At 71.6% G+C, this 25253-nt stretch carries 17 protein-coding genes; 5 read left to right on the forward strand and 12 right to left on the reverse strand.

The features are described 5' to 3' along the window. Nucleotides 1-37: 37 nt before the first annotated feature. The 3 genes from OG252_RS41300 to OG252_RS41310 all read left to right on the forward strand — a co-directional run bounded on the left by OG252_RS41300 (nt 38) and on the right by OG252_RS41310 (nt 7255). Nucleotides 38-1564 (forward strand): hypothetical protein, encoded by a 1527-nt coding sequence (locus OG252_RS41300; protein ID WP_266443256.1) that lies wholly within the window; start codon nt 38-40, stop codon nt 1562-1564. Between the two features lie 127 nt (nt 1565-1691). After that, complete coding sequence (locus tag OG252_RS41305) at nt 1692-2582, forward strand: hypothetical protein (protein WP_329342600.1); 891 nt, start codon at nt 1692-1694, stop codon at nt 2580-2582. 44 nt (nt 2583-2626) lie between these two features. After that, nucleotides 2627-7255 carry a hypothetical protein gene (locus OG252_RS41310; RefSeq protein ID WP_329342602.1) on the forward strand — a complete coding sequence of 1543 codons (4629 nt, stop codon included), beginning with the start codon at nt 2627-2629 and terminating at the stop codon, nt 7253-7255. 15 nt (nt 7256-7270) lie between these two features. Here OG252_RS41310 and OG252_RS41315 read toward each other — a convergent pair whose 3' ends face one another. The 11 genes from OG252_RS41315 to OG252_RS41365 all read right to left on the reverse strand — a co-directional run bounded on the left by OG252_RS41315 (nt 7271) and on the right by OG252_RS41365 (nt 22380). After that, the gene (locus OG252_RS41315; RefSeq protein ID WP_329342604.1) at nt 7271-8731 is read right to left on the reverse strand and encodes an aldehyde dehydrogenase family protein; all 1461 of its coding nucleotides are present in this window, start codon (nt 8729-8731) and stop codon (nt 7271-7273) included. Nucleotides 8732-8845: 114 nt separating this feature from the next. Continuing rightward, on the reverse strand, nt 8846-9820 hold the full coding sequence (locus OG252_RS41320) for an ABC transporter substrate-binding protein (RefSeq protein ID WP_266443266.1): 975 nt from the start codon (nt 9818-9820) through the stop codon (nt 8846-8848). A gap of 68 nt (nt 9821-9888) precedes the next feature. Then, on the reverse strand, nt 9889-11922 hold the full coding sequence (locus OG252_RS41325) for an ABC transporter permease subunit (protein ID WP_406491577.1): 2034 nt from the start codon (nt 11920-11922) through the stop codon (nt 9889-9891). 2 nt (nt 11923-11924) lie between these two features. Further along, a complete protein-coding gene (locus OG252_RS41330) occupies nt 11925-13022 on the reverse strand; it encodes a quaternary amine ABC transporter ATP-binding protein (RefSeq protein WP_329342607.1) in 1098 nt (365 codons plus the stop codon). After that, nucleotides 13022-14563, reverse strand: a complete 1542-nt coding sequence (locus tag OG252_RS41335; protein ID WP_266443271.1) for a GMC family oxidoreductase — start codon at nt 14561-14563, stop codon at nt 13022-13024. The genes OG252_RS41330 and OG252_RS41335 overlap by 1 nt, the downstream gene beginning before the upstream one ends. A 143-nt stretch (nt 14564-14706) precedes the next feature. After that, entirely contained in the window at nt 14707-15879 is a 1173-nt protein-coding gene (locus tag OG252_RS41340) for an aromatic ring-hydroxylating oxygenase subunit alpha (protein WP_329342609.1), read from the reverse strand. Between the two features lie 11 nt (nt 15880-15890). After that, nucleotides 15891-17045, reverse strand: coding sequence for an N-methyl-L-tryptophan oxidase (solA, locus tag OG252_RS41345; RefSeq protein WP_266443277.1), 1155 nt, complete (start codon nt 17043-17045; stop codon nt 15891-15893). A gap of 57 nt (nt 17046-17102) precedes the next feature. Beyond that, nucleotides 17103-19556, reverse strand: coding sequence for a GcvT family protein (locus OG252_RS41350; protein ID WP_329342612.1), 2454 nt, complete (start codon nt 19554-19556; stop codon nt 17103-17105). 46 nt (nt 19557-19602) lie between these two features. Continuing rightward, entirely contained in the window at nt 19603-20232 is a 630-nt protein-coding gene (locus tag OG252_RS41355; protein ID WP_266443282.1) for an MBL fold metallo-hydrolase, read from the reverse strand. Continuing rightward, nucleotides 20229-21314, reverse strand: coding sequence for an S-(hydroxymethyl)mycothiol dehydrogenase (locus OG252_RS41360; RefSeq protein WP_329342615.1), 1086 nt, complete (start codon nt 21312-21314; stop codon nt 20229-20231). The genes OG252_RS41355 and OG252_RS41360 overlap by 4 nt, the downstream gene beginning before the upstream one ends. Before the next feature lie 238 nt (nt 21315-21552). Continuing rightward, nucleotides 21553-22380: an IclR family transcriptional regulator gene (locus tag OG252_RS41365; RefSeq protein WP_266443288.1), complete on the reverse strand. Its 828-nt coding sequence runs from the start codon at nt 22378-22380 to the stop codon at nt 21553-21555. A 365-nt stretch (nt 22381-22745) separates the two neighbouring features. Here OG252_RS41365 and OG252_RS41370 point away from each other — a divergent pair, with 365 nt between their 5' ends. Beyond that, a complete protein-coding gene (locus OG252_RS41370; protein WP_266443291.1) occupies nt 22746-23069 on the forward strand; it encodes a bifunctional 3-phenylpropionate/cinnamic acid dioxygenase ferredoxin subunit in 324 nt (107 codons plus the stop codon). Further along, nucleotides 23066-24250, forward strand: a complete 1185-nt coding sequence (locus OG252_RS41375; RefSeq protein ID WP_266443293.1) for an NAD(P)/FAD-dependent oxidoreductase — start codon at nt 23066-23068, stop codon at nt 24248-24250. Before OG252_RS41370 ends, OG252_RS41375 begins: the two co-directional genes overlap by 4 nt. A gap of 117 nt (nt 24251-24367) precedes the next feature. Here the strand turns inward: OG252_RS41375 and OG252_RS41380 are convergent, their stop codons facing one another. Next, nucleotides 24368-24940 (reverse strand): hypothetical protein, encoded by a 573-nt coding sequence (locus OG252_RS41380; protein ID WP_329342618.1) that lies wholly within the window; start codon nt 24938-24940, stop codon nt 24368-24370. Nucleotides 24941-25253 lie beyond the last annotated feature (313 nt).

Genomic DNA, 25253 nt, shown 5'->3' on the forward strand with positions numbered 1-25253 from the left:
TGGGTCGTTGTCAGACCGAGGACCTAGTCTGTGCACCGTGACTTCGCCTGCATCGACGGACAGCGTTCCGCCCCAGCTCAGCGCGGGGCCGCGCCCCGCACCGGGCCCGGCCGCCGACGAGGGACTGGCGCGGCGGCTGCGCGCGCTCGCCTGCACCGCGCCGCTGCACGACCTCGACGCACGCAAGGCCAACCTCGCGGGCGAGTACTCGGTGTACGGCATGGCGGAGGTGGCCCTCGCGGCCATCGACCTGGTCACTCTGAACATGGACTTCGACACCGGCGCCGACCACGACCAGATCGTCGCCCGGCTCATCCCCCGCATCGCCGCCCAGGCCCCGCAGCGGCCCGTCGCCGAGCACGAGCGGGTGGCCCGCTGGGTCCTGGAGAACCTGATCAACGTCGGCAGCGTGGACCGCGGCTTCCGGGCCGTATACGGCACCTTCGCGCAGGACGGCACGTATGTGCGCCGCGACTACGACTTCAAGCTGATCGAGGAGGTCCCAGGCCCCGGCGGCTCGGTCTATCTCCGTACGACGGACGAGGCGGTCAACGTCCTCGTGGGCGCCCTGGACACCGATGTCACCAGTGCGCAGATCGCCGCCGAGGTCAAGCTGGAGGTGCTGATCAGCCGGGGCCGCCTCGCCGACGCCCAGCTGGCCGCCGAACAGGCCCGGTACCGCACGGTCCAGTACTCGGAGACCCTGCGCAGGGCGCTGGACGCGACCCGGCGCAACGTCCGGGCGGTGGACTGGCTCACCACCGTGCCCGACATGATCGCCGAGGCCCTCGACCATGTGGCCGACCGGTACCGCCACGAGAACGCGATCCTCACCAACATCCGCAAGGCGCGCGACGAGTCCGAGGACCCGGAGCAGAAGCGGCGTGCCGCCGAGCTGGTGGACATCGTGAAGGACTGCATCCGGCGGCACACGCAGTTGCAGTCCCGGCTGCTGGAGGCGGGACCGCTCTTCCGCGCCGAGCAGGACCGGCAGGCGTTCGCCACGCCGATGACGACGTCGGGGACGGATCTGTACGGGCACCTGCTCGCGCCGGTACTGCCACTGCCCTTGGAGCAGGCGGTTCGGGTCACCGACGCGTTCTTCGCGAGCGGGACGGGGCTGCGTACGCCGGTGTCGGTGCGGGTGGGTGACCTTGTCGACATATTGCTGACGCCGCCGATGGAACGGGAGCATCTGGGCGCGGAGATGCCGGAGCCGGATCTCATCGCCACGCCGGACGACAGTCGGTTCAGCGAGGAGCAACTCGCTGCCGCGATGGAGTTGCTGGATCTGCCGGCGGATGCGCCGCGGAGGCTGTCGGGACTGCTTGCGGAGGCTCGGCGGCAGGATCCTGATCTGCCTTACCTCGTCGCGTTGTTGGCGGTCCATGCGGCCAGTCCGCCGGTCGGTACGGCGTACCGGCAGGGCGAGGAGAAGTTGTTGTTCGCCGTGGATGACGGGGTGGAGTTGGACGACCCGGAGTTCGGTGGGGCCGATCTGATCGTGGGGACGGCCTTGTTGGATGCGGTGGGGATGGCTGCGGGGCGGACGGAGGCAGCGTGATGTTCATTGCCGACTGCGGGCCGTACGTGGCTGGTCGCGCCCACGCGGCGGAGCCGCACATGTCACAGCCCCGCGCCCCTAGGTGCGCCATCCTTGCCGTCGCTTACAAGTTCAGGGAGTTGTCGTCGTGACCGAGCACGTCGAGTGGAGTGACACGGAGGCCCCGGCCCCTTCGGCGACCGCGCCCGTCACGCCCGCCGACGCCGCCGACGCGGCGCGGCTCGTCGCCTTCGGGTTGCAGCCCAAACTGCAGCCCGCGCGCGATCAGGAGTACACGGAACTGCTGCGGCGCTACCGCGAGGACCCGCCGTTCGCGCGGCTCGCCGATGCGGTGGCGGCCGGGCTGGGGCTGGTCGTGCTGGAGGTGTCCCCGCGTGCGGGGATGGCCGTGACGGCCGCCGAGGACTCGGTGTTCGCCGTGCGGATGGGCGACTACGCGCGCCGGACGTCCGCCGACGGCGGGGACCGGTTCCTGCACGGGCTGGCGCATCTCGCCGTCGCCGCCATGGCGTTCCCGCGGCCGGAGGATCTCGCCGACGACGGGTACATCGGGCGCGTCTCGGTCAACGGCGTCGACGCGTTCGTACGGCAGGCGTGCCGGCGTCTGGAGGAGCGGGCCGAGGAGCAGGGCGAGAACACCGACCCGGCGACCGACGCGCCCGGTCTGGAGGCCGCCTGGCGGATCTGGGTCAGACGCAGCGCGACCGGTGCCACCAAGGACGCGCGCCGGCTCGCCGGTTCCACGACCGGCATCGTCGGCAAGGCCGTCGCCTTCCTCACCGACTCCGGGTTCCTGCAGCGGACCGGTGACGACAACGGCGGTACGTACCGCACCACGGCCCGCTACCAGCTCCAGGTGCGGGACATGGCGGGCAGTGCCGCGATGGCCGAGTTGCTGGAGCTGGGTGTCGTGCCGGTGACCGACGGGACGCCGACGCTGCTGCCGCCCGAGGACACCGACGACCTGGACCTGGTGGCCGACGCCGGTTTGCCGTTCCACGCACCCGCACAGTCCTGACCCCCCACCTGCCGAAGACTGCCGAAGACTTACGAGAGTCCGCCATGTACGAGCTGTCCCGCGTCCGCCTCTACTCCATCGGGCCCGCCGGTGCGCGCTACGCCGACACCGTGCTCGACCTGCGCGGTGTGGGCGAGCCCGTGCCCGACCCCGCGCCCGCCCAGGCGGAGTTCTTCGAGGAGGAGCCGGTCGGCCCGCCGCGCCGGCCCGCGCCCGCGGGTGTGCTCTTCCTGGAGAACGGCGGCGGCAAGTCCGTCCTCCTGAAGCTGATCTTCTCCGTGATGCTGCCGGGCCACCGCAACACCCTCGGCGGCGCGAGCTCCGGCGTGCTGCGCAAGTTCCTGCTCGCGGACGACTGCGGTCACGTGGCGCTGGAGTGGCAGCACGTGCTGACCGGCGAGTGCGTCGTGGTCGGCAAGGTGAGTGAGTGGCGCGGGCGTCAGGTCTCCAACGACCCGCGTAAGTTCGCCGAGGCCTGGTACTCCTTCCGCCCCGGCCCCGGTCTGAGCCTGGACAACCTCCCCGTCGCCGAGTCCACCGCCGTACGGCCGTCCGTCGAGGGCCAGTCGGGTGCCCAGGGGCGTCGGCGGACCATGAAGGGCTTCCGGGACGCCCTCACCGAGGCGGGAAAGGCGTACCCGCATCTGGAGGTGCACTGGGAGGAGATCCACGACCGGTGGATCGAGCACCTCGGCGACCTCGGCCTCGACCCGGAACTCTTCCGCTACCAGCGGGAGATGAACGCCGACGAGGGTGAGGCCGCCGGCCTCTTCGCGGTCAAGAAGGACTCCGACTTCACCGACCTGCTGCTGCGCGCGGTGACCGACACCCGCGACACCGACGGCCTCGCCGACCTGGTCAGCGGCTTCGGCAACAAGCTGGGGCGACGTGCCGAGCTGATCGCCGAACGCGAGTTCACCGCCGGGTCGGTGGACCTGCTCGGCCGGATCGTCGAGGCGGCCGAGGCCCGCTCGCGCGCGCGTGACATCCACTCCGGGGCCGAGCGCCGTACGCGGACCCTGGCGCGGCGGCTGTCCGCGCGCGGCGCCAAGGAACGCGTACGAGCCGGCGACCTCGCCCAGCGGGTCACCGCCGCCGCGTACGCCGTCACGCACTCCGAGGCGGCCCGGGAGCGCAGCGCGCTGATCGCCGCCGAGCTCGCCTTCCGGCACGCCTCGTTGGCGCTGGCCGGCGCCGAGAAGTCGGCGGCCGCGCAGAAGCGTGAGCTCGCCGACGCACGCACGCTGCACTCCGCCTGGCAGGCCGCCGAGGCGGTGCTGCGCCACCGCGCCGCCGCCGACCGGGTCGCGCGCGTGGCCGCCGCGATCCAGGAGGCCGAGCGTGACGCTGCGCCCGCGCTGGCCGCCCGGGCCAGGGCCGCCGTCGATCTCGTACGGGCCCTGCACGCGGCCGCAGCGGGCGCCGAGACCCTCGCCAACGAGGAGGAGGAGCGCTCCGCCGCCCTCCAGGAGGTCAGCGACTCCGCGTACCGGGACTCCACCTCCGCCGCCACCGAGGCCCAGCGCGCCCGCAGCGAGGCCGGACATCTGCGCCAGCGGCTGACCGAGGTCGAGCAGGAGACCGCCGAGGCGGTGCGCGCGGGCTGGCTCGACGACAGCGCGCCCGACGCCGACCCCGCGCGCGCGGCCCTCGCCGCCAGCGACGCCGAGAAGGCCGCGGTCGCCGCCTGGGACACCGCACGCGAGGCCTCGCACCGGGCCACCGAGCACGCACGCGAAGCCGCCGCGGCCGAGTCCCGCGCGGAGCTGACGGCGGCGCGTGCGGAGGACGCGGCCACGGCTGCCGCACGCTCCTACGAGGCCGAGCGGCGCCTCGCCGAGGCCCTCGCTGTCGAGGAGCGGCTGGCCGAACTGCTGAGCCTGACGGGCGGCCACACGCGCACCTCCGTGGTACCGCAGCCCCGACAGGACCCGGACGACGGCAACCCGGGCGCTCTCACCCCCGAGGACCTCGACCGCTTCGCCGACGAACTGCGCGAGCTGCTCGACGACGCGGTCTCCTCCGCCGAGCGGCAGCTCTTCGAGCTGCGTACGGCCGCCGCCGACGACGCCCGCATCCTCGGTGCCCTCGGTGACGGCGGACTGCTGCCGCCCGGCCCGGACGTGCTGGCGACCGTCGAGTACCTCGGCGAGCACGGCATTCCCGCACTGCCCGGCTGGCGCTACCTCGCGCAGGCCGTCGACCCCGCCGACCACGCGCGCGTGCTGGCCGCCCGGCCGGAACTGGTCGACGGCGTGATCATCACCGACCCCGACACGCACGCGCGTGCCCGCGAGGCGCTGAGCGACGCCGCGCTGCTGCCACGGTCGGCCGTGGCGGTCGGTACGGCGGCCGCCCTCCTCGCGCCGACGCCGGCCCCCGACTCCGAGAACGAGTCCGTCTTCCTCGTACCGCCCAACCCGGCCATGCACGACGAGCACGCCGCCGACGAGGAGCGCCAGGCGCTGCGCGCGCGGGCCACCGAGCGGGACGAGGAGATCCGGGCGCTCGCGGCGCGGCTCGGCAAGGACCGGGAGCTGTCGGCGAGGCTCGCCTCCTGGCGCACCGGCTGCCCGGCCGGGCGGCTCGTCGAGCTGGCCCAGGCCGCTCGGGACACGCGGGCGTTCTCCGAGGAGGCCGAGGCCGAACTCGCCGAGGCACGGACCGTGCGGGCCGAGGCCGACGAAGCAGCCGCCGAGGCCGCGCAGGTGCGGGACGAGCGGCAGGAGGCGGCCCAGAAGGCGCGGCGCGCCGCCGACGCCCTCGCCGGGCTCGCCTTCCGGCTGCGGGAGCGGGCGGGCTGGCAGGTCAAGCTGCGCGAACTCGCCGACGAGGCCACCGAGTCGGAGGCCCGCGCCCAGTCCTTGCTGGACCGTGCCCGCGCCGCCGACGAGGACCGGCGTGCCGCCCAGCGCGCCGCCGACGACGCCCGCCGCACCGCCCGCGCGCTGCGGGCCGAGCGCTCCGAGATCGCGGGCGCCCCCGACGACGTACCGCAGAGCGACGCGGCGGATCCGACGGCGTCCCTGCCGGCCTTCCGCGAGGCCTACCGGGCCGCTTCCCAGCTGTACGAGAAGGTCGGCGTCGGCGCCGATCTGCGGGCCGAGCAGGCGCGGGCGGAGAGCGACGAGAGCGCGGCGCGCGCCGACCTGGACCGGCTGAGCAACAAGGTCCGCACGCGCGCGGAGCAGCTGCTCCAGTCGCCCGACGGCTCCGACGGCCCGTCCCGGCAGGCCGCCGTCGCGCGGGCCGACGAGCTGGTGCAGCTCCTGGAGACCCGCATGTCCCACGCGAGCGAGCAGCTCGGGCGGCTGCGCGGCGAGGCCGAGCGGCACGCGCCCGAGGACGGCGAGGCACACACCGACCTGCCGGAGGAACTGCGGCCGCGTGACGCCGAGCACGCCCAGGCGCTGCTGCGCACGGCCACGGCCGAACTCGCCTCACGCACCGACGCGTTGAGTCAGGCCCGGCAGGCGCACGCCGAACTCCTCGACGCGCACCGGGCCGCCGAGGACGCGGCCGGCGGCTTCGACGAGATCGCCGCGATGCTCCGCGACCTGCTGCGCGAGCACACCTCGGAGGAGGATCAGGAGGAGACCGAGCCGTACCCCGGCAGCCCGGAGGAGGCCCGGCAGGCCGCCGCTGAGGCCCGCCGGTCCCTGCGCGGCTGCGCCGCCGACCTGTCGACCGCCGAGGCCGCCGTGCGCGAGGCGAGCGACATCCTCGTCCGGCACGCCAACTCCACCCGCTACGAGCAGGTCCGCACCCCCGCCCGGCAGCAGATCCGCGAACTGCCCGCCTCCGCGCTGCCCGAGCACGCCCAGAAGTGGGCCGACGCCTTCGCACCCCGACTCCGCGTTCTCACCGACGAGTTGGAGCAACTGGAACGCAACCGGGACTCGATCGTGGACCGCCTGCGAGGGCTCGTCGAGTCGGCGCTCGCCACCCTGCGGTCCGCCCAGCGGCTCTCCCGGCTGCCCGAAGGGCTCGGCGAGTGGTCCGGGCAGGAGTTCCTGCGCATCCGCTTCGAGGAACCCGACCAGGCCACCCTCACCGAGCGGCTCGGCGAGGTCATCGACGAGGCGACCCGGGCCGCCGTCAAGAAGAACTCCGACCTGCGGCGCGACGGCATGTCCCTGCTGCTGCGCGGGGTCGGCGCGGCGCTCCGTCCCAAGGGCGTCGCCGTCGAGATCCTCAAGCCGGACGCCGTCCTGCGCGCCGAGCGGGTGCCCGTCGGGCAGATGGGCGACGTGTTCTCCGGTGGGCAGCTGCTGACGGCCGCCATCGCCCTGTACTGCACGATGGCGGCGCTGCGCTCGAACGACCGGGGACGCGACAAGCACCGGCACGCCGGCACGCTGTTCCTCGACAACCCGATCGGGCGCGCCAACGCCACCTACCTGCTGGAGCTCCAGCGGGCCGTGTCGGACGCGCTGGGCGTCCAGCTCCTCTACACCACCGGCCTGTTCGACACCACCGCGCTCGCGGAGTTCCCACTGGTCATCAGGTTGCGCAACGACGCCGACCTGCGCGCCGGGCTGAAGTACATCAGCGTGGAGGAACACCTCCGGCCGGGACTGCCTCAGCAGGCCCCGGCCGGAGAAGGTGAAGCGGTGCACAGTGAGATCACGGCGACGCGGATGTTCAAGCGCCCCGCGCCGCAAGGGGCATGACTGAGCGTCAGGTGATCAGTCGAACCAGCCCTGCGGTGCGGGGCTGGTGTTGCGCCAGATGTGCTTGGGCTCCCGGTACTCGGCGAGCCCGGCGGGGCCCAGCTCACGGCCCGTACCCGACTGCTTGAAGCCGCCCCACTCCGCCTGCGGGACATAGGGGTGGTAGTCGTTGATCCAGACCGTGCCGAGCCGCAGCCGGGACGCCATCCGCGCGGCCTTGGCCTCGTCTCGGGTCCACACCGCGCCGGCGAGGCCGTAGATCGTGTCGTTGGCGAGCCGCACCGCCTCGTCCTCGTCGGCGAACCGCTCCACGGTCAGCACCGGCCCGAAGGACTCCTCCTGGACCACGGACATCGACGCGACGCAGTCGTCCAGCACGGTCGGCAGATAGTAGAACCCCTGGTCGAGCCCTTCGGGACGGGCGCCACCGCAGCGCAGCACCGCGCCCTCCGCGAGACCGCCCGCCACGTACGCCTCCACCTTGGCCAGGTGCGCCGCGGAGATCAGCGGCCCGGTCTGGGCCTGCTCGTCGAACGGACCGCCGAGCCGGATGGCCGACGCGCGGCGGACGACCTCGTCGACGAACCGGTCGTGCAGCGAGTCCTCCACGAGCAGCCGCGCCCCCGCCGAGCAGACCTGCCCCGAGTGCAGGAACACCGCGGTCAGCGCCATGTCGACGGCCGTTTCGAAGTCGGCGTCGGCGCACACGATGTTCGGGTTCTTGCCGCCGAGTTCGAGCGCGACCTTCTTCACCGTGGCGGCCCCGGCGGCCATCAGACGGCGCCCGGTCTGCAGCCCGCCGGTGAACGACACCAGGTCCACGTCCGGATGGTCGCCCAGCGGAGCGCCCGCCTCCGGCCCCGCGCCCAGGATCAGGTTGCCGGCGCCCTCGGGTAGACCCGCCTCCTCGAGCAGTCGCATCAGATGGATCGCGGTGTGCGGGGTCAGCTCGCTCGGCTTCAGGACGAAGGTGTTGCCCGCGGCCAGTGCCGGGGCGACCTTCCAGGCGGTCTGCAGCAGCGGATAGTTCCACGGCGTGATGAGGGCGCACACGCCCACCGGCTCGTACACCACGCGGCTTTCCGCGTTCGGCACGCCGGTGTCGATCACTCGTCCCGTCTCGGTGGCGATCAGCCGTCCGAAGTACCGGAAGCACGCGACGATGTCATCGATGTCGTACTCGCTCTCCACCAGGCGCTTTCCGGTGTCGAGGGACTCGGCGCGGGCGAGGGCGGCCTTGTCGCGCACCAGCAGGTCGGCCACGCGGAGCAGGAGATCGCCGCGCTCGGCGGCGGACGTGTGCGGCCAGGGGCCCTCGTCGAAGGCCCGCCGGGCGGCGGCGATGGCCTCGACGGTGTCCTTGCCGCCCGCCTCGTCGACGACCGCGACCAGACTGCCGTCGGCCGGGCAGCGGATCTCGCGGGTCCGTTCGTCGCGCGGGGCGGCCCATGTGCCGCCGATGAACAGGTCCGGCATTCCGTACCTTCCCTCGTGTTCTTCATTCGGTTGTACGGGTGCTGAGGACGTTGGGCGTGCTGCGGGGGGCCGGCCGGGGCCATGCGAACCCGGCCGGCCGTCCCACGGCTTCGGCTACGCCAGCCAGCCCTTGACGGCGTCCGGGTTGGCCTCGACCCACTTCTTCGCGGCCTCGTCGGCGGACAGCTTGTCCTGGGTGATCATCTTGGCGACCTCGTTCTGGTCCTCCGCGGTCCACTTGAAGGCCTTGAGGAACGCGGCCGCCTTGCCGCCGTCCTTGGCGAAGTCGGCGTTGAGCCATTTCTGGAGGGGCGTGTTGGGGTAGGCGCAGGCCACCTTCTTCGGGTCGGCGTCGCAGCCCTCCTTGTACTCGGGGAGCTTCACCTCGACCAGATCCACCTGGGCGTTGAGCCACTGCGGGGTCCACCAGTAGGTGAGGAAGGGCTTCTTGGCCTTGTAGTTCTGCTGGATCTGGGTGATCTGGGCCGCCTCGGAGCCCGCGTAGACCGTCTTCAGATCCAGGTCGAGGTTGCCGATGATGGCGTCGTCGAAGGTCACGTAGTCGGGCGAGCCCTCCAGGAGCTGGCCCTTGCCGCCGCTCTCCGAGGTCTTGAGCTGGTCGGCGTACTTGTTGAGACCCTTGTAGGTGGTGACCTCCGGGTTCGCGTCCGCCCAGTACTTGGGGACGAACCAGCCGATGTGGCCGGTGACCCCGAGGTCGCCGCCGGAGACGACGGTCTTCTGCTTGGTGACGTACTGCGCCTCCTGCTCCGGGTGGCCCCAGTCCTCCAGGACGGCGTCGATCGTGCCCTTGCTCAGCGCGTCCCAGGCGATGACCTCGCCCATCTGCTTGGTGTTGACCTTGTAGTCGAGCTCGGTCTCCAGGACGTACTTGGCGACGGCCACGTTGGCCTCGGCACCCACCCAGGAGGGCACGGTGAGCGTGAGGCTGTCGGTGCTGCCCGCGCCGCTGGACTTGCCGGTGTCGGCGGCACCACAGCCGGTGACGGCGACGGTCAGGCCGAGTCCGGCGATGAGGGTGAGCGAGGTGCGCAGGACACGGCGCTGTCTGTTGTGGGTGTGGAGCATATGGGTTTCTTCCTCAACTCTCAGAAAATGCAAGGGCGGAACGGGGGCCGGACGTGCGGGGCCGGGGATCAGTGGTCCGTCTCGCGGACGGTGGGCTGGGTGACCCGGTCGAGGACCAGACCCAGACAGACGATGGCCGCGCCCGCGACCAGGCCGACGCCGAGGTCGCCGCGGGACAGGCCGAAGACGACGTCGTAGCCGAGGGCGCCGCCGCCGACGAGACCGCCGACGATGACGACCGCGAGCACCAGCACCACGCCCTGGTTGACGGCGAGCAGCAGCGCGGGCCGGGCGAGCGGCAGCTGCACCTGGCGCAGTTGCTGGGCTCCGGTGGCGCCGAGTGAGCGGGCGGCCTCCAGGGCTGCCGGGTCGGTCTTCTTCAGACCCTGGGTGGTGATGCGGACGACGGCGGGCAGGGCATAGGCGACGGCCGCGGTGATGGCGGCGGCACGGCCCACCCCGAACAGTGCGACGACCGGGATGAGGTACACGAACTGCGGCAGGGTCTGGAGGACGTCGAGGACCGGCCTGAGCACCCGTTCCACCCAGCCGACGCGGGCGGCGAGGATGCCGACGGCGACGCCGAGGAGCAGCGTCAGGGCCAGGGCGGCCAGCACCTGGGACAGCGTGTCCAGGGTGTTCCCCCAGACGCCGAGCACCCCGGTGGCGGCGAGTGCGGCCGTCGCGCCCAGCGCGTTGCGCCAGTTGCCCACCAGCAGTGCGAGGGCGGCGACGAGCAGCAGCAGCGACCACCAGGGGGCTCCCTGGAGCACGTCCCGCAGCGGGTTGAGGATCCAGACGGTGAAGTTGGACGCCCATACCTCCGTACCGCCGAGGACGGGAACCCCGGCGTGCACGTTGTCCACCGTCCACTCCTGGAAGGAGTTGACGGACCCCGAGATGTCGACCGTCCAGCCCGCGGGCCACTGGGTCGCGCCCGCGACCTTGCCCACGGCGAACGCGAGGACCGTGCCGACGGCGGCCACCGCCCAGGCCGGGCCGCCGCGCAGGAGCCGGGGACCGTCGGCGGTGGGAGGCGCACCGATCCGCTCTCCCGCGGCCTCCGTCGTGCGGTCGAGCCAGACGGCGATCAGGACGATCGGGATGCCCGCGGCGAGCGCCGCTCCGACGTCGACCGTGGACAGCGCCGAGTACACCTCGTCGCCGAGTCCGCCGGCGCCGATCACGGAGGCGATGACGACCATGGACAGGGCCATCATGATCGTCTGGTTGAGGCCCAGGAGGAGTTCCTTGCGGGCCAGCGGCAGCCGTGCCTTCAGCAACTGCTGGCGGGAGCTCGCGCCGAGGGAGGCCGAGGCCTCCAGCACGGACGGGTCCGCGTCGCGCAGCCCGAGGGCGGTGAGCCGGGCCATCGGCGGAGCCGCGTAGATGACGGTGGCGAGGAGGGCCGCCGGCGAGCCGGTGCCGAAGACCAGGACGAAGGGCAGCAGGTAGGCGAAGGCCGGCAGCACCTGCATGGTGTCGAGGACGGGGCGCAGCGCCCGGTCCACGGGACGCGACAGACCGGCGGCGAGGCCGAGCGCGAAGCCCACCACCACGGAGACGGCGACCGCGACGGTCATCAGGGCCAGCGTCAGCATCGCCGGATCCCACATGCCGAGCAGACCGCATCCGGCGAAGGCGCCCAGCGCGACGGCGGCCACCTTCAGCCCGGCACGACTCGCGCCGCCGGCACACCAGGCGAGCAGTACCGCGGCCGCCGTGACGCCGGGCCAGCCGAGGCCGTCCAGGACGGAGTACACCCCGTCGACGGCGTCGACGGACGTGTTGCTGATGTGCAGCAGGAAGTAGAGGAAGATCGGGCTGGTGTCGCGGTTGTCGACGATCCACTGGCTCAGGTCGTCCAGCGGCCCGGACACGTCCACGCCCAGCTCGCCAGGCCACGCCCCGCTGCCCCACAGGACGGCGGCGAACGGCACCAGCACCACGGCGAGCGCGGCCAGTGCGGAGAGCCGGCGGGCGAGCGGGGACATCACCGACAGCCGGCGCAGCAGGAGCGAGCGAGTGGCGGGTCCCTGGGACCCGCCCGGCGGGGAACCGGTCTTCTCAGGAGCCGGTCTCTCGGGTATGAGGGTGCTCATCGTCAGCTCACCGCCGCCCGTTCGGAGCCGATGCCCGCGACGACCGCCAGCAGGTTCTCGTGGTCGACCACGCCCAGGCATTCGCCGTCCTCCACCACACAGGCGGCTGCTCCGCTGCGGGCGACGATCTCGATGGCGGCGGCGACGATCGTGTCCGGGGCGAGGGAACCGGGGTGGTCCGAGCCGCCGCAGCCCCCGGCGCGCATGGCGGTGCGCACCGTGATGACCTGCTCGCGGGGCACATCGCGGACGAAGTCGCGGACGTAGTCGTCGGCGGGCTGCGCGACGATCTCCTCGGGGGTGCCGCACTGCACGATCTCGCCGTCACGCATGAGCGCGATGCGGTCGCCGAGCCTCAGGGCCTCGCTGAGGTCGTGGGTGATGAAGATCATCGTGCGGCCCTCCTCGTGGTGCAGGCGGATCACCTCCTCCTGCATGTCGCGGCGGATCAGCGGGTCGAGCGCGCTGAACGGCTCGTCGAAGAGCAGGACTTCGGGGTCGACGGCGAGCGCGCGGGCCAGCCCGACACGCTGCTGCTGACCACCGGAGAGCTGGGCCGGACGGCGGTGCTCCATGCCCTCCAGGCCGACCTTGGTGACCACCTTCATGGCCAGCGCACGGCGCTCCGGCTTGCCGAGGCCCTGGATCTCCAGGCCGTAGGCCACGTTGTCGAGGACCGTGCGGTGCGGGAGCAGGCCGAAGTGCTGGAAGACCATGGCGGCCCGGTGGCGGCGCAGTTCGCGCAGCCGGGCCTTGTCCATCGCGCGGACGTCCTCGCCGTCGATCTCCAGCGTGCCGGAGGTCGGTTCGATGAGCCGGGTCAGACAGCGCACGAGCGTGGACTTGCCGGAGCCGGACAGGCCCATGACGACGAAGACCTCGCCCTTGTGCACGTCGAAGGAGACGTCCCGGACGGCGACCGTACAGCCTGTGCTGCGGCGGAGCTCGTCGGCCGGGAGGTCGGCGAGCTCGCTGCCGGGCACACGCTCCGCCTTCGGCCCGAAGACCTTCCAGAGATTGCGTATGGAGAAGACCGGCGGGGCGCCGGTGGGTTCGGGTGCCGGCTCTCTGGCCGGTTCTTTGGACAGGGTGGTGGACATCAGGCGTCGACTCCCGGGTTCGTCGGCCGAATGAGCAGGTCGGCGCATTTCTCGCCGACCATGAAGACCCCGATCATCGGATTGACGGCGGGGATACTGGGGAAGACGGAGGCGTCGGCGATCCGCACGCCGCGCAGGCCGTGCACACGCAGGTCGGGGCCGACCACGGCCATCGAATCGTCAAAGGCCCCGATCCGGCAGGTGCCGGCCGGGTGGTACACCGTGTGCGCGGCCTTGCGAGCGTACTCGCTGAGCTCCTCGTCACCGGTGACCTCGGGGCCGGGGCAGACCTCGCGCTTCAGCCAGGAGGCCAGTGGTTCGGTCCCGGCGATCTCGCGGGCGATACGGATGCCGTCCACCAGCGTCCGGGCGTCGTAGTCCTCCTCATCGGTGAAGTACCGGAAGTCCAGCGCGGGTTTGACGGACGGGTCGGCGCTGGTGAGGAAGAGGCGGCCGCGGCTGCGGGGCTTGGGGATGTTGGGCGTCATCGAGACGCCGTACGGCGGTTTCTCGTAGCCCAGCCGCTCCGGGTTGTCGGTGAAGGGGATCTGGTAGAAGTGGAACATCAGGTCCGGGCCGGGCGACGCGGGATCCCGGCGTACGAACAGGCCGGCGTCGGAGTCCATCGCCGAGTTCTCCGGTATGGGGCCGTGAGTCTCCCACACGATGACCGACTCGGGATGATCGAGCAGGTTCTCGCCGACGCCCGGCAGATCGTGCACGGCGGGCAGACCGAGCGCTTCCAGGTCGTCCTTGGGACCGATCCCGGAGAGCAGCAGCAGCCGCGGGGTGTCCACGGCCCCGGCGCAGACGATCACTTCGCGCGCCGCGACGACGGTCTTCTCCGCGCCGTCGGCGGTGCGCACCCGCACGCCCGTGACGCGGTCCCCGTCCAGGTCCAGGCGCAAGGCCCAGGTCTCCAGCATCAGATGGAGGTTGGGCCGGTCGAGGAAGGGGTGGAGGTAGGCGACCGAGGCGGACGACCTCTTGTTGGTCTCGGGGTGGTAGGCGAGGTCGAAGAAGCCGACGCCGTCGGCGAACGGCTCCTTGTTGAAGCCCTCGACCCGCGGCACGCCGGTGGCCTGCTGTGCGGCCTCGACGAAGTCGCGGGCGATGGCGTTCCGGTCCTTCTCGTCCACCGCGACGATGTTGTTCAGCAGCCGGTCGTAGTACGGATCCATGGAGGCCGCGTCCCAGCCCTCGGCGCCGGCCTCCACCCACTGAGCCCAGTCGGACGGAAGTGGCTTGAAACTGATGAGGGTGTTGTGGGACGAACAGCCGCCGAGCACCCGGGCGCGGCTGTGGCGGATGTGGGAGTTGCCGCGCGGCTGCTCGGTGGTCGGGTAGTCGTAGTCGAGTTCGCTGCCGAGCAGGCCGAGCCAGCGGCGCAGCGTCAGCACCTCGGGCCGGTCCACGTCGGACGGGCCGCCCTCGATGACCGCCACGCTCACCTGCGGGTCCTCGGTGAGGCGGGACGCGACGACCGATCCCGCCGTGCCGCCGCCGACGACCACGTAGTCGTATGTCTCCTGCTCGGACATGAAGTCTGTGCTCCTTGTCGTGCGTGCCGGACGTCTGGTGCCGGCACCCCCTATGACCGGTCAGGCTGTTGACGTGACATGGGTGGGAGCGCCTGCCCAGTTCCTCTGGAGTCATTCAGAAACGCTTGCCGATGTGGTGCCGATCACACTGGCGAGGCGCCGCCCTTGTCGAGTCGGCGGATCAGCCAGTCGTGGAAGATCCCGATGTGGTGCTCGTTGGGGACCAGCACACCACCGCGGCGGTACGCCCGGGAGGCCATCGCCGGCTGCGTCCGTTCACAGGCCTCGAAGTCCTGCTCGTTCACCCGGTGGAAGAGCTCCACCGACTTCGACAGGTCCGCCCCGGACTCCACCACCTCCGGCGCGTACAGCCAGTCGCACTCGACGACCGTGCGGTCCTCGGCCATCGGGAACATGCGGTGCAGGATGACATGGTCCGGTACGAGGTTGATGAACACCGTCGGCTTCACCGTGATGGCGTAGTAGCGGCGGTCCTGGTCCTCGGAGACCGAGGGCAGCTTGGCGAAGCCCTCGCTGCCGTCGACCGTGAAGCCCTTGACCTCCTCGCCGAACTCGGCGCCGTGGCCCACGTAGTACTGGGCCGCGTAGCCGTCGGCGAACTCCGGGAGCACCTCCGTGAGTTCGGGGTGGATGGTCGCGCAGTGGTAGCACTCCATGAAGTTCTCGACGATCAGCTTCCAGTTCGCCTTCACGTCGTACACGATCCGCTTGCCGAGTGCGAGGTTCTCGGTGCCGTAGTGGTCGATCGCCGCCACGTCGCCGAGCCGCTCCACGGCGGCGTGCATGACCGTCTCCTCGAAGGAGGGCGGTTCGTCGGCCAGGCACACCCAGGCGTAGCCGAGCCATTCGCGCAGGGACACCTTGATCAATCCGTACTCGACCCGGTCGACGTCCGGCATCTTGATCAGGTTGGGCGCGGCGATCAACTTGCCGTCGAGGTCGTACGTCCATGCGTGGTACGGGCACTGGAGGTTGCGCCGGACCTCGCCGGACTCCTCCATGCACAGCCGGGCACCGCGGTGACGGCAGACGTTGAGGAAGGCGCGCAGCTCGCCCTTGCGGCCGCGCGTGACGAGCACGCTCTCGCGGCCGACCTGGACGGTGCGGAAGGCACCCGGCTTGGCGAGGTCGGCGCTGCGCACGGCGCAGAACCACATCGACTCGAACAGGTGCTCCTGCTCCTGCCGGAAGATCTCCGGGTCGGTGTAGTAGTTCCCGGGCAGCGTGGCGATCAGGCTGGGGGAGATCGGGTGGGCCTCGGAGAGCGGGCTCTCGGGGGCGGGGGTCGTCGTCACGGGCGGGCTCCTCAGGCGGGCGCGGCGGCGAGGCGGGAGGGGTCGAACAGGCCGATGGGGTGCTCGGTGGTGCCGGTCAGGGCCAGGTCGGCGAGGATCTCGCCGACGACGGGCACGAACTTGAAGCCGTGCCCGGAGAACCCGCAGGCCACGGTCACCGACTCGGGGTGCGCAGGGTGTCGGGCGATGACGAAGTGCTCGTCCGGGGTGTTGGAGTACATGCAGGTGGCGGCCTTGAGGAAGGTGCCGGGGAGGTCGGGGATACAGCCGGCCATGTGGTCGGCCATCGCCTTGATCTCGTCCTCGTGGACCGTCCGGTCGATGGTCTCCGGGGTGGTGACCTCGCCCTTGCGGAAGAAGGCGACCTTGGCGCCGAGGTCGGGGCCGTCGATGGACGGGAAGCCGTAGACCTGGACGCCGGCCGCGTCCTCCCAGATGTAGATGGGGTGGTTCTCGGGGACGAACCGCTGGACACCGCCGGTCGGCTGGAACCAGTACATGACCTGCCGCTCGATGGCGAACGGCACCCCGATGTCGGTGAGCAGCTGCGGCGCCCACGCGCCCGGGCAGATCACCAGCTGGGAGGCGGTGTAGGTGTTCTCCGCCGTGTGGACGCGGACACCGTCCTTGTACGGCTCCCAGCGGGTCATCGGCTCTTCGAAGTGCAGGTCGGCGCCCTGCCGGGTGGCGAGCTGGAGGTGCGCGGCGACGGTGTTCTCGGGCCGTACGAGACCGGCCTTCTTCTCGAAGAGCGCCACCTCGTCGTCCTTGGGCGAGAGCGTCGGGAAGCGGCGGCGGATCTCCTTCGCGTCCAGCATCTCGTGCGGGAGGTCCCACTGCTGGGCGGAGAGCAGCGAGCCGGAGACGGTCCGGGAGTCGGGGCGGCCGACCATCACGCCGCCGGGGAGGATCGCGATCTCCCGGCCGGTGGCCCGCTGCAGGTCCTCGTACAGCTCGTAGGCGCGCAGCAGAAGCGGAACGTACGCCGGGTCCTCGAAGTACGACTGCCGGGTGATCCGTGAACCGCCGTGACTGGAGCCCCGGTTGTGCACCGGGCCGAACTTCTCCAGGCCCAGCACGCGGGCGCCGCGCGCGGACAGATGGTGGGCGGCGGCGCTGCCCATGCCGCCGAGACCGATGACGATCACGTCGTAAGTGGGGGACACTGCATGCCTCCTGGGGGTGCGTCAGTCATCGACAGCGGTCGTGATCGACAGTGGTCGTCATCGGCGGATGCGGGTCATCTTCGGGTCGAAGAGGGGCTCTTCGGCGACCGTCGCCGGGACCTTCTCGCCGAAGTACTCGATGTGGACGCCGGTGCCGGTGGTGAGTCCGGCAGGCAGCCACGCGTACGCGATGCAGCGGCCGAGCGTGTAGCCGTACGCGGCGCTCGTCACGTAGCCGGCGGGGGCGCCGTCGACGTAGACCGGCTCCTTGCCGAGGACCACCGCGGCGGGGTCGTCGAGGAGGAGGGGCGTGAGCTTGCGGGTGAGGGGCGCGTCGGTGAGCGCCTCGCGCCCCACGAACTCCTTGTCGGCGCGGACCGCGAAGCCGACGCCCGCCTCGTACGGGGAGTGCTCGTCGGTCATGTCGGTGCCCCAGGCCCGGTACCCCTTTTCCAGGCGCAGGGAGTTGAAGGCCGAGCGGCCGGCGGCGATCACGCCGAGGTCCTGGCCGGCCTCCCACAGCGTGTCCCACAGGCGCAGGCCCAGGTCGGCGGTGGTGTACAGCTCCCAGCCGAGCTCGCCGACGTACGACAGGCGCATCGCCGTCACCGGGACGTGCCCGAGGTACGTCTCCTTCGCGCGGAAGTACCCGAAGGCCTCGTGCGAGAAGTCGTCGCGGGTCAGGGGCTGGACGAGGTCCCGGGCGAGGGGACCCCAGACGCCGATGCAGCAGGTGCCGGAGGTGATGTCCTTGAGGTGGACGTCGTCCGGGGCGTACCGGGCGAGCCAGTCGAGGTCGGCGGGGGAGTTGGCGCCGACCTGGAAGCGGTCGGGGGCGAGGCGGGCGACGGTGAGGTCGGAGCGGACGCCGCCGGTCTCGTCGAGCAGGAGGGTGTAGGTGACCGCGCCGGGCTTCTTGCGGAGGTTGTTGGTGGTCATGCGGTTCAGGAAGTCGAGCGCTCCGGGGCCGGTGACTTCGAGGCGCCGCAGGGGGGTCATGTCGTAGAGCGCGACCTTTTCGCGGGTTGCCTTCGCTTCGGCGGCCGCGATCGGGGACCAGTACCGGGCCGACCAGGCGTCGCGCTCGGGGAGCTCCAGTCCTTCGGCGTGGGGCGCGTTCGCCTCGTACCAGTGCGGGCGCTCCCAGCCGCCGCCCTCCAGGAAGTACGCGCCGAGCTGCTGCTGACGGGCGTAGAAGGGACTGACGCGCAGGGGACGCGGCTGCTCCATCGGCTGGAGCGGGTGGAGGACGTCGTACACCTCGACGAACTGCTGTGAACCGCGTTCACGGACGTACGACGGTGAACGCTGCACTTCCTCGAAACGCGTGAGGTCGCATTCGTGCAGGTCGAGGGCGGGCCGTCCGTCGACCATCCACTCGGCGACGGCCTTCGCCACACCGGCGGAGTGGGTGACCCACACGGCCTCGGCCAGCCAGAAGCCGCGCAGCTGCCGGGACTCACCGAGGACCGGCATGCCGTCCGGGGTGAAGGAGAAGACGCCGTTGAAGCCGGCCTCGATCTCGGCGTCCCGCAGGGCGGGGACCAGCCAGCGGCAGTCCTCCCAGCTCGGTGCCCAGTCCTCCTCGGTGAAGGGGAAGGAGGAGGGCATGTCCAGGTTCTGCGCCCGGGCCTCGTCGTACGGCAGGACCGCGAACGGGTCGACCGGCAGGGGCTTGTGGGCGTAGGAGCCGATGCCCAAGCGGTCGGTGTGCTCGCGAAAGTAGAGGTCACGGTCCTGGAAGCGGAGGATCGGCCTGGAGGCCTCCGCCTCGTGGTCCTGGAGTTCGGGGAGAGGCTTGGTCTTCGCGTACTGGTGCGCGAGCGGCTGCAGGGGGATGTCGATGCCCGCCATGCGGGCGATGACCGGGCCCCAGAAGCCGGCCGCGGAGACGACGTGGTCGGCGGGGAAGGTGCCCCGGTCGGTGACGACGGCGGTGACCCGGCCGGCTTCCCGCTCGATCCCGGTGACCGTGTGGCGTTCCAGGAAGCGGGCACCCCTCTCGGTGGCCCTGTCCATCTGGGCGTGGGACGCGAGCAGGGCGCGGGCGAGGCCGTCGTCGGGGGTGTGGAAGCCGCCGAGCACCACCGACTCGTCGAGCAGCGGCCAGAGTTCCTTGCAGCGGGCGCCACTGACGATCTCGCCGCGGATGCCCCAGGCGGCGGCGTAACCGGCCCTGCGGTGCAGTTCGGCGAGGCGCTCCGGGGTCGTGGCGAGCTCCAGGCCGCCGACCTGGTTGAAGCAGGGAAGGCCGTCCACTTCGAGGGAGACGAACTTCTCGACCGTGTACTTGGCGAACTCGGCGAGCGTCTTCGACGGGCTGGTCTGGAAGACGAGGCCGGGCGCGTGCGAGGTGGAGCCGCCGGGGGCGGGCAGCGGGCCCTGTTCCAGGACGGTGACGTCGGTCCAGCCGCGGGCGGTCAGCTCGTCGGCGAGGGAACAGCCGACGATGCCGGCGCCGACGATGACCACACGGGGGGAGTGAGGGTGGTTTTCGGGCGTGCTGGACATGCCCCTCCTTGCGGTGGCGGGGATGGCAGGGGGACGGGGAAGTCGCTTATACGGCGGGCACGTTGGGCCGCTCGGCGGCGATCGTTGTGTCCTGGCCGTGCCCCGTGTGGACGGCGGTGTCGCCGGGCAGGGTGAGCAGCCGGTTGCGGATGGACGCCTCGATGGTGGGGCGGTCCGAGTAGGAGCGGCCGGTGGCACCGGGGCCGCCGTGGAAGAGCGTGTCGCCGGTGAACACGGCGTTCAGGAACGGGACGTACAGCGAGCAGCTGCCCCAGGTGTGCCCGGGGTTGTGGATGACGTGGACCTCGATGCCGGCCACGGTCAGGATCCGGCCGTCGGTCAGTTCGCCGTCCGTTTTGCGGCCGGGGTGCGTGTGGGACCACAGCTCGTGGTCGTCGGCGTGCAGCAGGACCGGCGCCCCGGTCAGGACGGAGAGCTCGGCCGCCGCGTCGACGTGGTCGTCGTGGGCGTGGGTGCAGGCGATGGCGGTGACATGCCGGCCCGCGACCGCCTCGTGGATGGCACGGGCGTCATGGGCGGCGTCGACGATCAGCACCTGCTCGTCGTCGCCGACCAGCCAGACGTTGTTGTCGACGTCGAAGGTCTCGCCGTCCAGGCTGAAGGTGCCCTTCGTGACGACCCGGTCGATGCGTACCGCGTGGTCCTTGTCGCTCACAGGACCACCACCGAGCGGAGCACCTCACCGCGGTGCATCTTGGCGAAGGCCTCCTCGACCTGGTCGAGCGCGATGGTCTCGCTGACGAAGGCGTTCAGGTCCAGCAGTCCGTACAGGTACTGGTCGATGAGGAACGGGAAGTCGCGGCTCGGCAGGCAGTCGCCGTACCAGGACGACTTGATGGCGCCGCCGCGCGAGAAGACGTCGATCAGCGGGAGCTCGACCTTCATCTCGGGGGAGGGCACGCCCACCTGGACCAGCAGACCCGCGTGGTCGCGCATGTAGAAGGCCTGCTTGAAGGTCTCCGGGCGGCCCACCGCGTCGATCGCGATGTCCACGCCGTGGCCGTCGGTGAGTGCGCGGACCGCCTCGACCGGGTCCGTGCCTCGGGAGTTGACGGTGTGTGTGGCGCCGAACTTCTCCGCCTGGTCGAGCTTCTTGTCGTCGATGTCCACGGCGATGACCTTCATGGCGCCGTTGAGGCAGGCGCCCGCGATGGCCGCGTTGCCGACGCCGCCGCAGCCGATGACGGCGACCGAGTCGCCACGGCCGACCTTGCCGGTGTTGACCGCGGCGCCGTAACCGGCCATCACCCCGCAGCCGATCAGGCCGGCGGCTTCGGGGCGGGCCGCCGGGTTGATCTTCACGGCCTGTCCCGCCGCGACCAGGGTCTTCTCGGCGAAGGCGCCGATGCCGAGGGCGTTGCTGAGCGGGGTGCCGTCCATCAGGGTCATCGGCTGGGTGGCGTTGCGGGAGTCGAAGCAGTACCAGGGGCGGCCGCGGCGACAGGAACGGCAGGAACCGCAGGGCGCGCGCCACGCCAGCACCACGTAGTCGCCGGGCTTGAGGTCCGTGACCCCTTCCCCGACCGCCTCGATCGTGCCGGCCGCCTCATGGCCCAGCAGGAACGGGAAGTCGTCGTTGATCGCGCCTTCCCGGTAGTGCAGGTCCGTGTGGCAGACCCCGCAGGCCTGCACGGCGACGAGCACCTCTCCCGGACCCGGGTCGGGGACGATGATCGTCTGCACCTCGACGGGTGCGCCCTTCTTCACAGCGACTACGGCACGGACCTCGTGTGGCACGACCAAGCTCCTCTGCTGTTGCGCAATGCACGATGGGTTGCGCTATGAGGAACATAGTGGGAACGCCGTCGAGGGCCGTCAAGAGGTGCGAGTTAACCCTTGGCAAAAGGAACGGGTCGGGGCGAAACATGCCGGACACACGGCGGCGCGGGACCAGGAGATTCCCGGTCCCGCGCCGCTGGTTTCGCGTTCGCGCGGTAGCTGTTCGGCGGCCGGTCGGACGCTGTGGCCGAGCCGGCTAGAAGCCGTATCCCATCCGCCGCGAGAGCTCGGCTCCGGCCTCCACCGCGCGCTTGGCCAGCTCCGGCAGCTGGTCGCTGGTCAGGCGGTACACCGGCCCCGAGACGCTGATGGCGGCGATGACCTTGCCGTCGTGCGAGCGGATCGGGGCGGCCACGGCGGCCAGGCCCAGCTCCAGCTCCTCGACGGCGATGCCGTAGCCCTGCTCCACCACGGCCGCCAGCTCGCTCCGCAACACGGAGGCGCCGGTGATGGTCCGCTCCGTGAAGCGCGGCAGCGAGCGCGCGAGCAGGCCCTCGCGCAGGGTGGGCGGCATGTGCGCGAGGAGCACCTTGCCGCTGGAGGTGGCGTGCAACGGCGTGCGTCTGCCCAGCCAGTTCTGCGCCGTCACGGACGCGGTGCCGCGGGCCTGCATGATGTTGACCGCCGCATCGTCGTCCAGGACCGCGATGTTCACCGTCTCGCCCAGCTCGTCGGCGACTTCCCGGCAGACCGGGACGCCCTCCTGCGAGATGTCCAGCCGTACTGCCGCCGCCCCCGCCAGGCGTAGGACGCCGGCGCCCAGGTAGTACTTGCCGCGGTCCTTGGCCTGGGCCACCAGGCCGCGGTTCTCCAGGACGCCGAGCAGCCGGAACGCGGTGGACTTGTGCACGTCCAGCTCGTCGGCGATCTCGGTGACGCCCGCCTCGCCGTGCCGGGCCAGGATCTCCAGCACGCTCACGGCACGGTCCACCGACTGGACGGCGCTGGCCGCCCCTCTGCCGTTCTTCTCCGGGTTCGCGGTCTTCTCCTCGCTACGGTCGGACTGCTTCTGCGTGCGGGTCATGGCTCAACTCTCAACCACCTGGGGGCCCGGTTCGGGCCGCATCTGCGGGAAACCCTTGACGCGACGGTCGTCCCGCCCGGATTCTGTTGCGCATGGCGCTCGCTCATGCGTCATACGAAACATCATGTTACCGAAGCGTCCGGCGCCCGGTAGGGGGCCGAACAGCACGGATCGGCGTGGACCGGGTCGGACCGACGAAGGTTCGACGAAGGTTCGGCAAAGGTCCGGCGCCGACCGAACTCCTCGCTCGAGCACAGCTCCTTGCTTCCGCACTGCCTGCTGTCGGACCAACGGCGGTCCGCACTCCCAGATCAACCTGGACCACACAGGTCCGGACCGAGCGTCCCGGACCGAGAGGGGGGCCCGTGATTCCCGTCTGCCGCTTCGAAAACCTCCCCGAGGGCGAGTCCGTCCGCATCGAGACGACACCGCCCATCGCCGTGTTCCGCACCGAGGACGGCGAGCTGTACGCCATCGACGACACCTGCACCCACCAGGACGCCTCCCTCTCCGAGGGCTGGCTGGAGGGCTGTCTGGTCGAATGCCCGCTGCACGCGGCTTCATTCGATCTCCGCACCGGACAGCCGACCTGCCTCCCGGCCCGGCGCCCCGTCCGCACCCACCGCGTCAGCGTCGACGACGGCATGATCTACGTCCACGTCGCCGCGGAGGAAGGAACCGCCGCATGAGGACCGTGACCGTGGTCGGCGCCTCCCTCTCCGGTCTGTACGCGGCCCGGGAACTGCGCTCCCAGGGCTTCGACGGACGCCTGGTGATCGTCGGCGACGAACCCCACCGCCCGTACGACCGGCCTCCCCTGTCCAAGGACTTCCTCACCGGTCGCGCGAGCGAGGACCACCTCGCCCTCACGGACGACGAGGAGACCACCGAACTCGACGCCGAGTGGCTGCTCGGCAAACGGGCCCGCGGCCTCGACGCCCGCGGCCGGACCGTGCTGCTCGACGACGGCCGTACGGTGTCCACCGACGGCGTCGTCATCGCCACCGGCGCCTCCGCCCGCCGCCTCCCGGGCCCCCGCCTCACCGGGGTGCACACCCTGCGCACCCTCGACGACGCCCGTGCCCTGCGCGACGAACTCGGCGGCGGTCCGCGCCAGGTCGTCGTCATCGGAGGCGGCTTCATCGGTGCCGAAACCGCGTCCTCCTGCGCCGCCCTCGGCCACGCCGTCACCGTCGTCGAGGCCGCTCCGCTCCCGCTCGTGCCCCACCTCGGCGCCGAGATGGCCGCCGTGTGCGCCGCGCTCCACCGGCGGGGCGAGGTGGACCTGGTCACGGGCACCGGAGTGGCCGGACTGCGCGGCACCGCCGCCGTCACCGGCGTCGCACTCTCCGACGGCCGGGTCCTGCCCGCCGACACAGTGATCGTCGGCATCGGCGCCACTCCCAACACCGCCTGGCTGGCGGGCTCGACACTCGCCCTGCACGACGGTGTGCTGTGCGACGACGGCTGTGTGACGGCCCTGCCCCAGGTGGTCGCCGTCGGCGATGTGGCCCGCGTCGGCGGCACCCGCGCCGAACACTGGACGTCCGCGACGGAGCAACCCCGCGTCGCCGTGGCCAATCTGCTCGCCGGACGCACGCTTCAGACCGTGGGCTTGCTGCCGTACTTCTGGTCGGACCAGTACGGCGCCCGCATCCAGTTCGCCGGCCGTCGACAGGACGGGGACACCGTCCGCATCGCCGAGGGTGAACTCGCCGACGGCGCACCGGCCGAGGGCGGCTTCCTCGCCCTGTACGAACGGGACGGGCGTACCACCGCGGTGCTCTCCGTGGACCGGCCGCGCCCCTTCATGCGGGCGCGACGGGAACTCGTCCGCGGAGGGAGCAGGCCGCAGCCGGCCGCCCTCTGAACGCCACGGGCCCGGAGGAGGCCCGGACGGCGTGAGCCGGGAGCCGGACCGCCGTGAGCCGGACCGCCGTGAGCCGGACCGCCGTGAGTCGTTTGCCGGACCGCAGTGAACCGGTCCTCAGGGGTGCGACAACTGGCCCGCGCCGCCCTGCCGACGTATTCGCTCCTGGGCCCGCCCGGCGGCCCGCGCCTGCCGCCGTGCCTTGCGCCGCTCGCGCCGCAGGGCACGCGCGGTGCTGCTGGGCGTGGACACCACGCCATGCCGCTGGTTCCACACCTGGCGGGTCACCCAGACGTCGAGGGCGCCCCAGGTGGCCACCACGGTGCTGACGACGCTGCTGATCACCATGGGGAACGCCAGCCAGGAACCGGCCATGGTGCACAGGAAGGCCACCATCGCCTGGATCAGTGTCACGGCGATGATCAGCACCGCCCGCACCGCCGATGTCCGCACCGGATCGGGCAACCGGCGCCGCCGCGCGGGCTCCTCGATCCACAACGGCCGGTATTCGGGCTGCTTCTGTGCCGCGCCACGCCCGCCGCGCTCAACGGGTTCGGCCGCATTCCGGTACGCAGCCGTTCCGTCCCTGTCCGTCGGAATGTCGTGATCCGGCGCCTCGAGTTGTCGCCGCGCCGTCGCACGCGCCGCCCCGCCGTCCGGCAGCGTCTCTTGTCGCTCCGCCGTGCCCATCACCGTGTCACTCCCCACCGCCAGCAGACCGCTCGCCCCGCGTCCGAAGACCCGGCTCCCCAGTGGCTGCCCGGCTTGCGCTGATTTACGCCGCCCGGGTGCGGGTTGCGGCTCCTGTGGCCGATTCCGCCCCCAACTCCCAACACGTACGACGAACGAATCCCCTTCAAGATTCCCAACGAACGCAAAATTCCGGCCAACTGGTCAGTCGGACCGATCACTTCCTTGTCGGCGGCCGCAGGGGAAAGACAGGAGGCAATCTCCTCCAATGAGCGGACAACTCCCCATGTCTCGCCCTCGGTGCGGAAGTTCA

It is taken from the genome of Streptomyces sp. NBC_01352 (genome assembly GCF_036237295.1).
Classification (GTDB): Bacteria; Actinomycetota; Actinomycetes; order Streptomycetales; family Streptomycetaceae; genus Streptomyces; species Streptomyces plumbiresistens.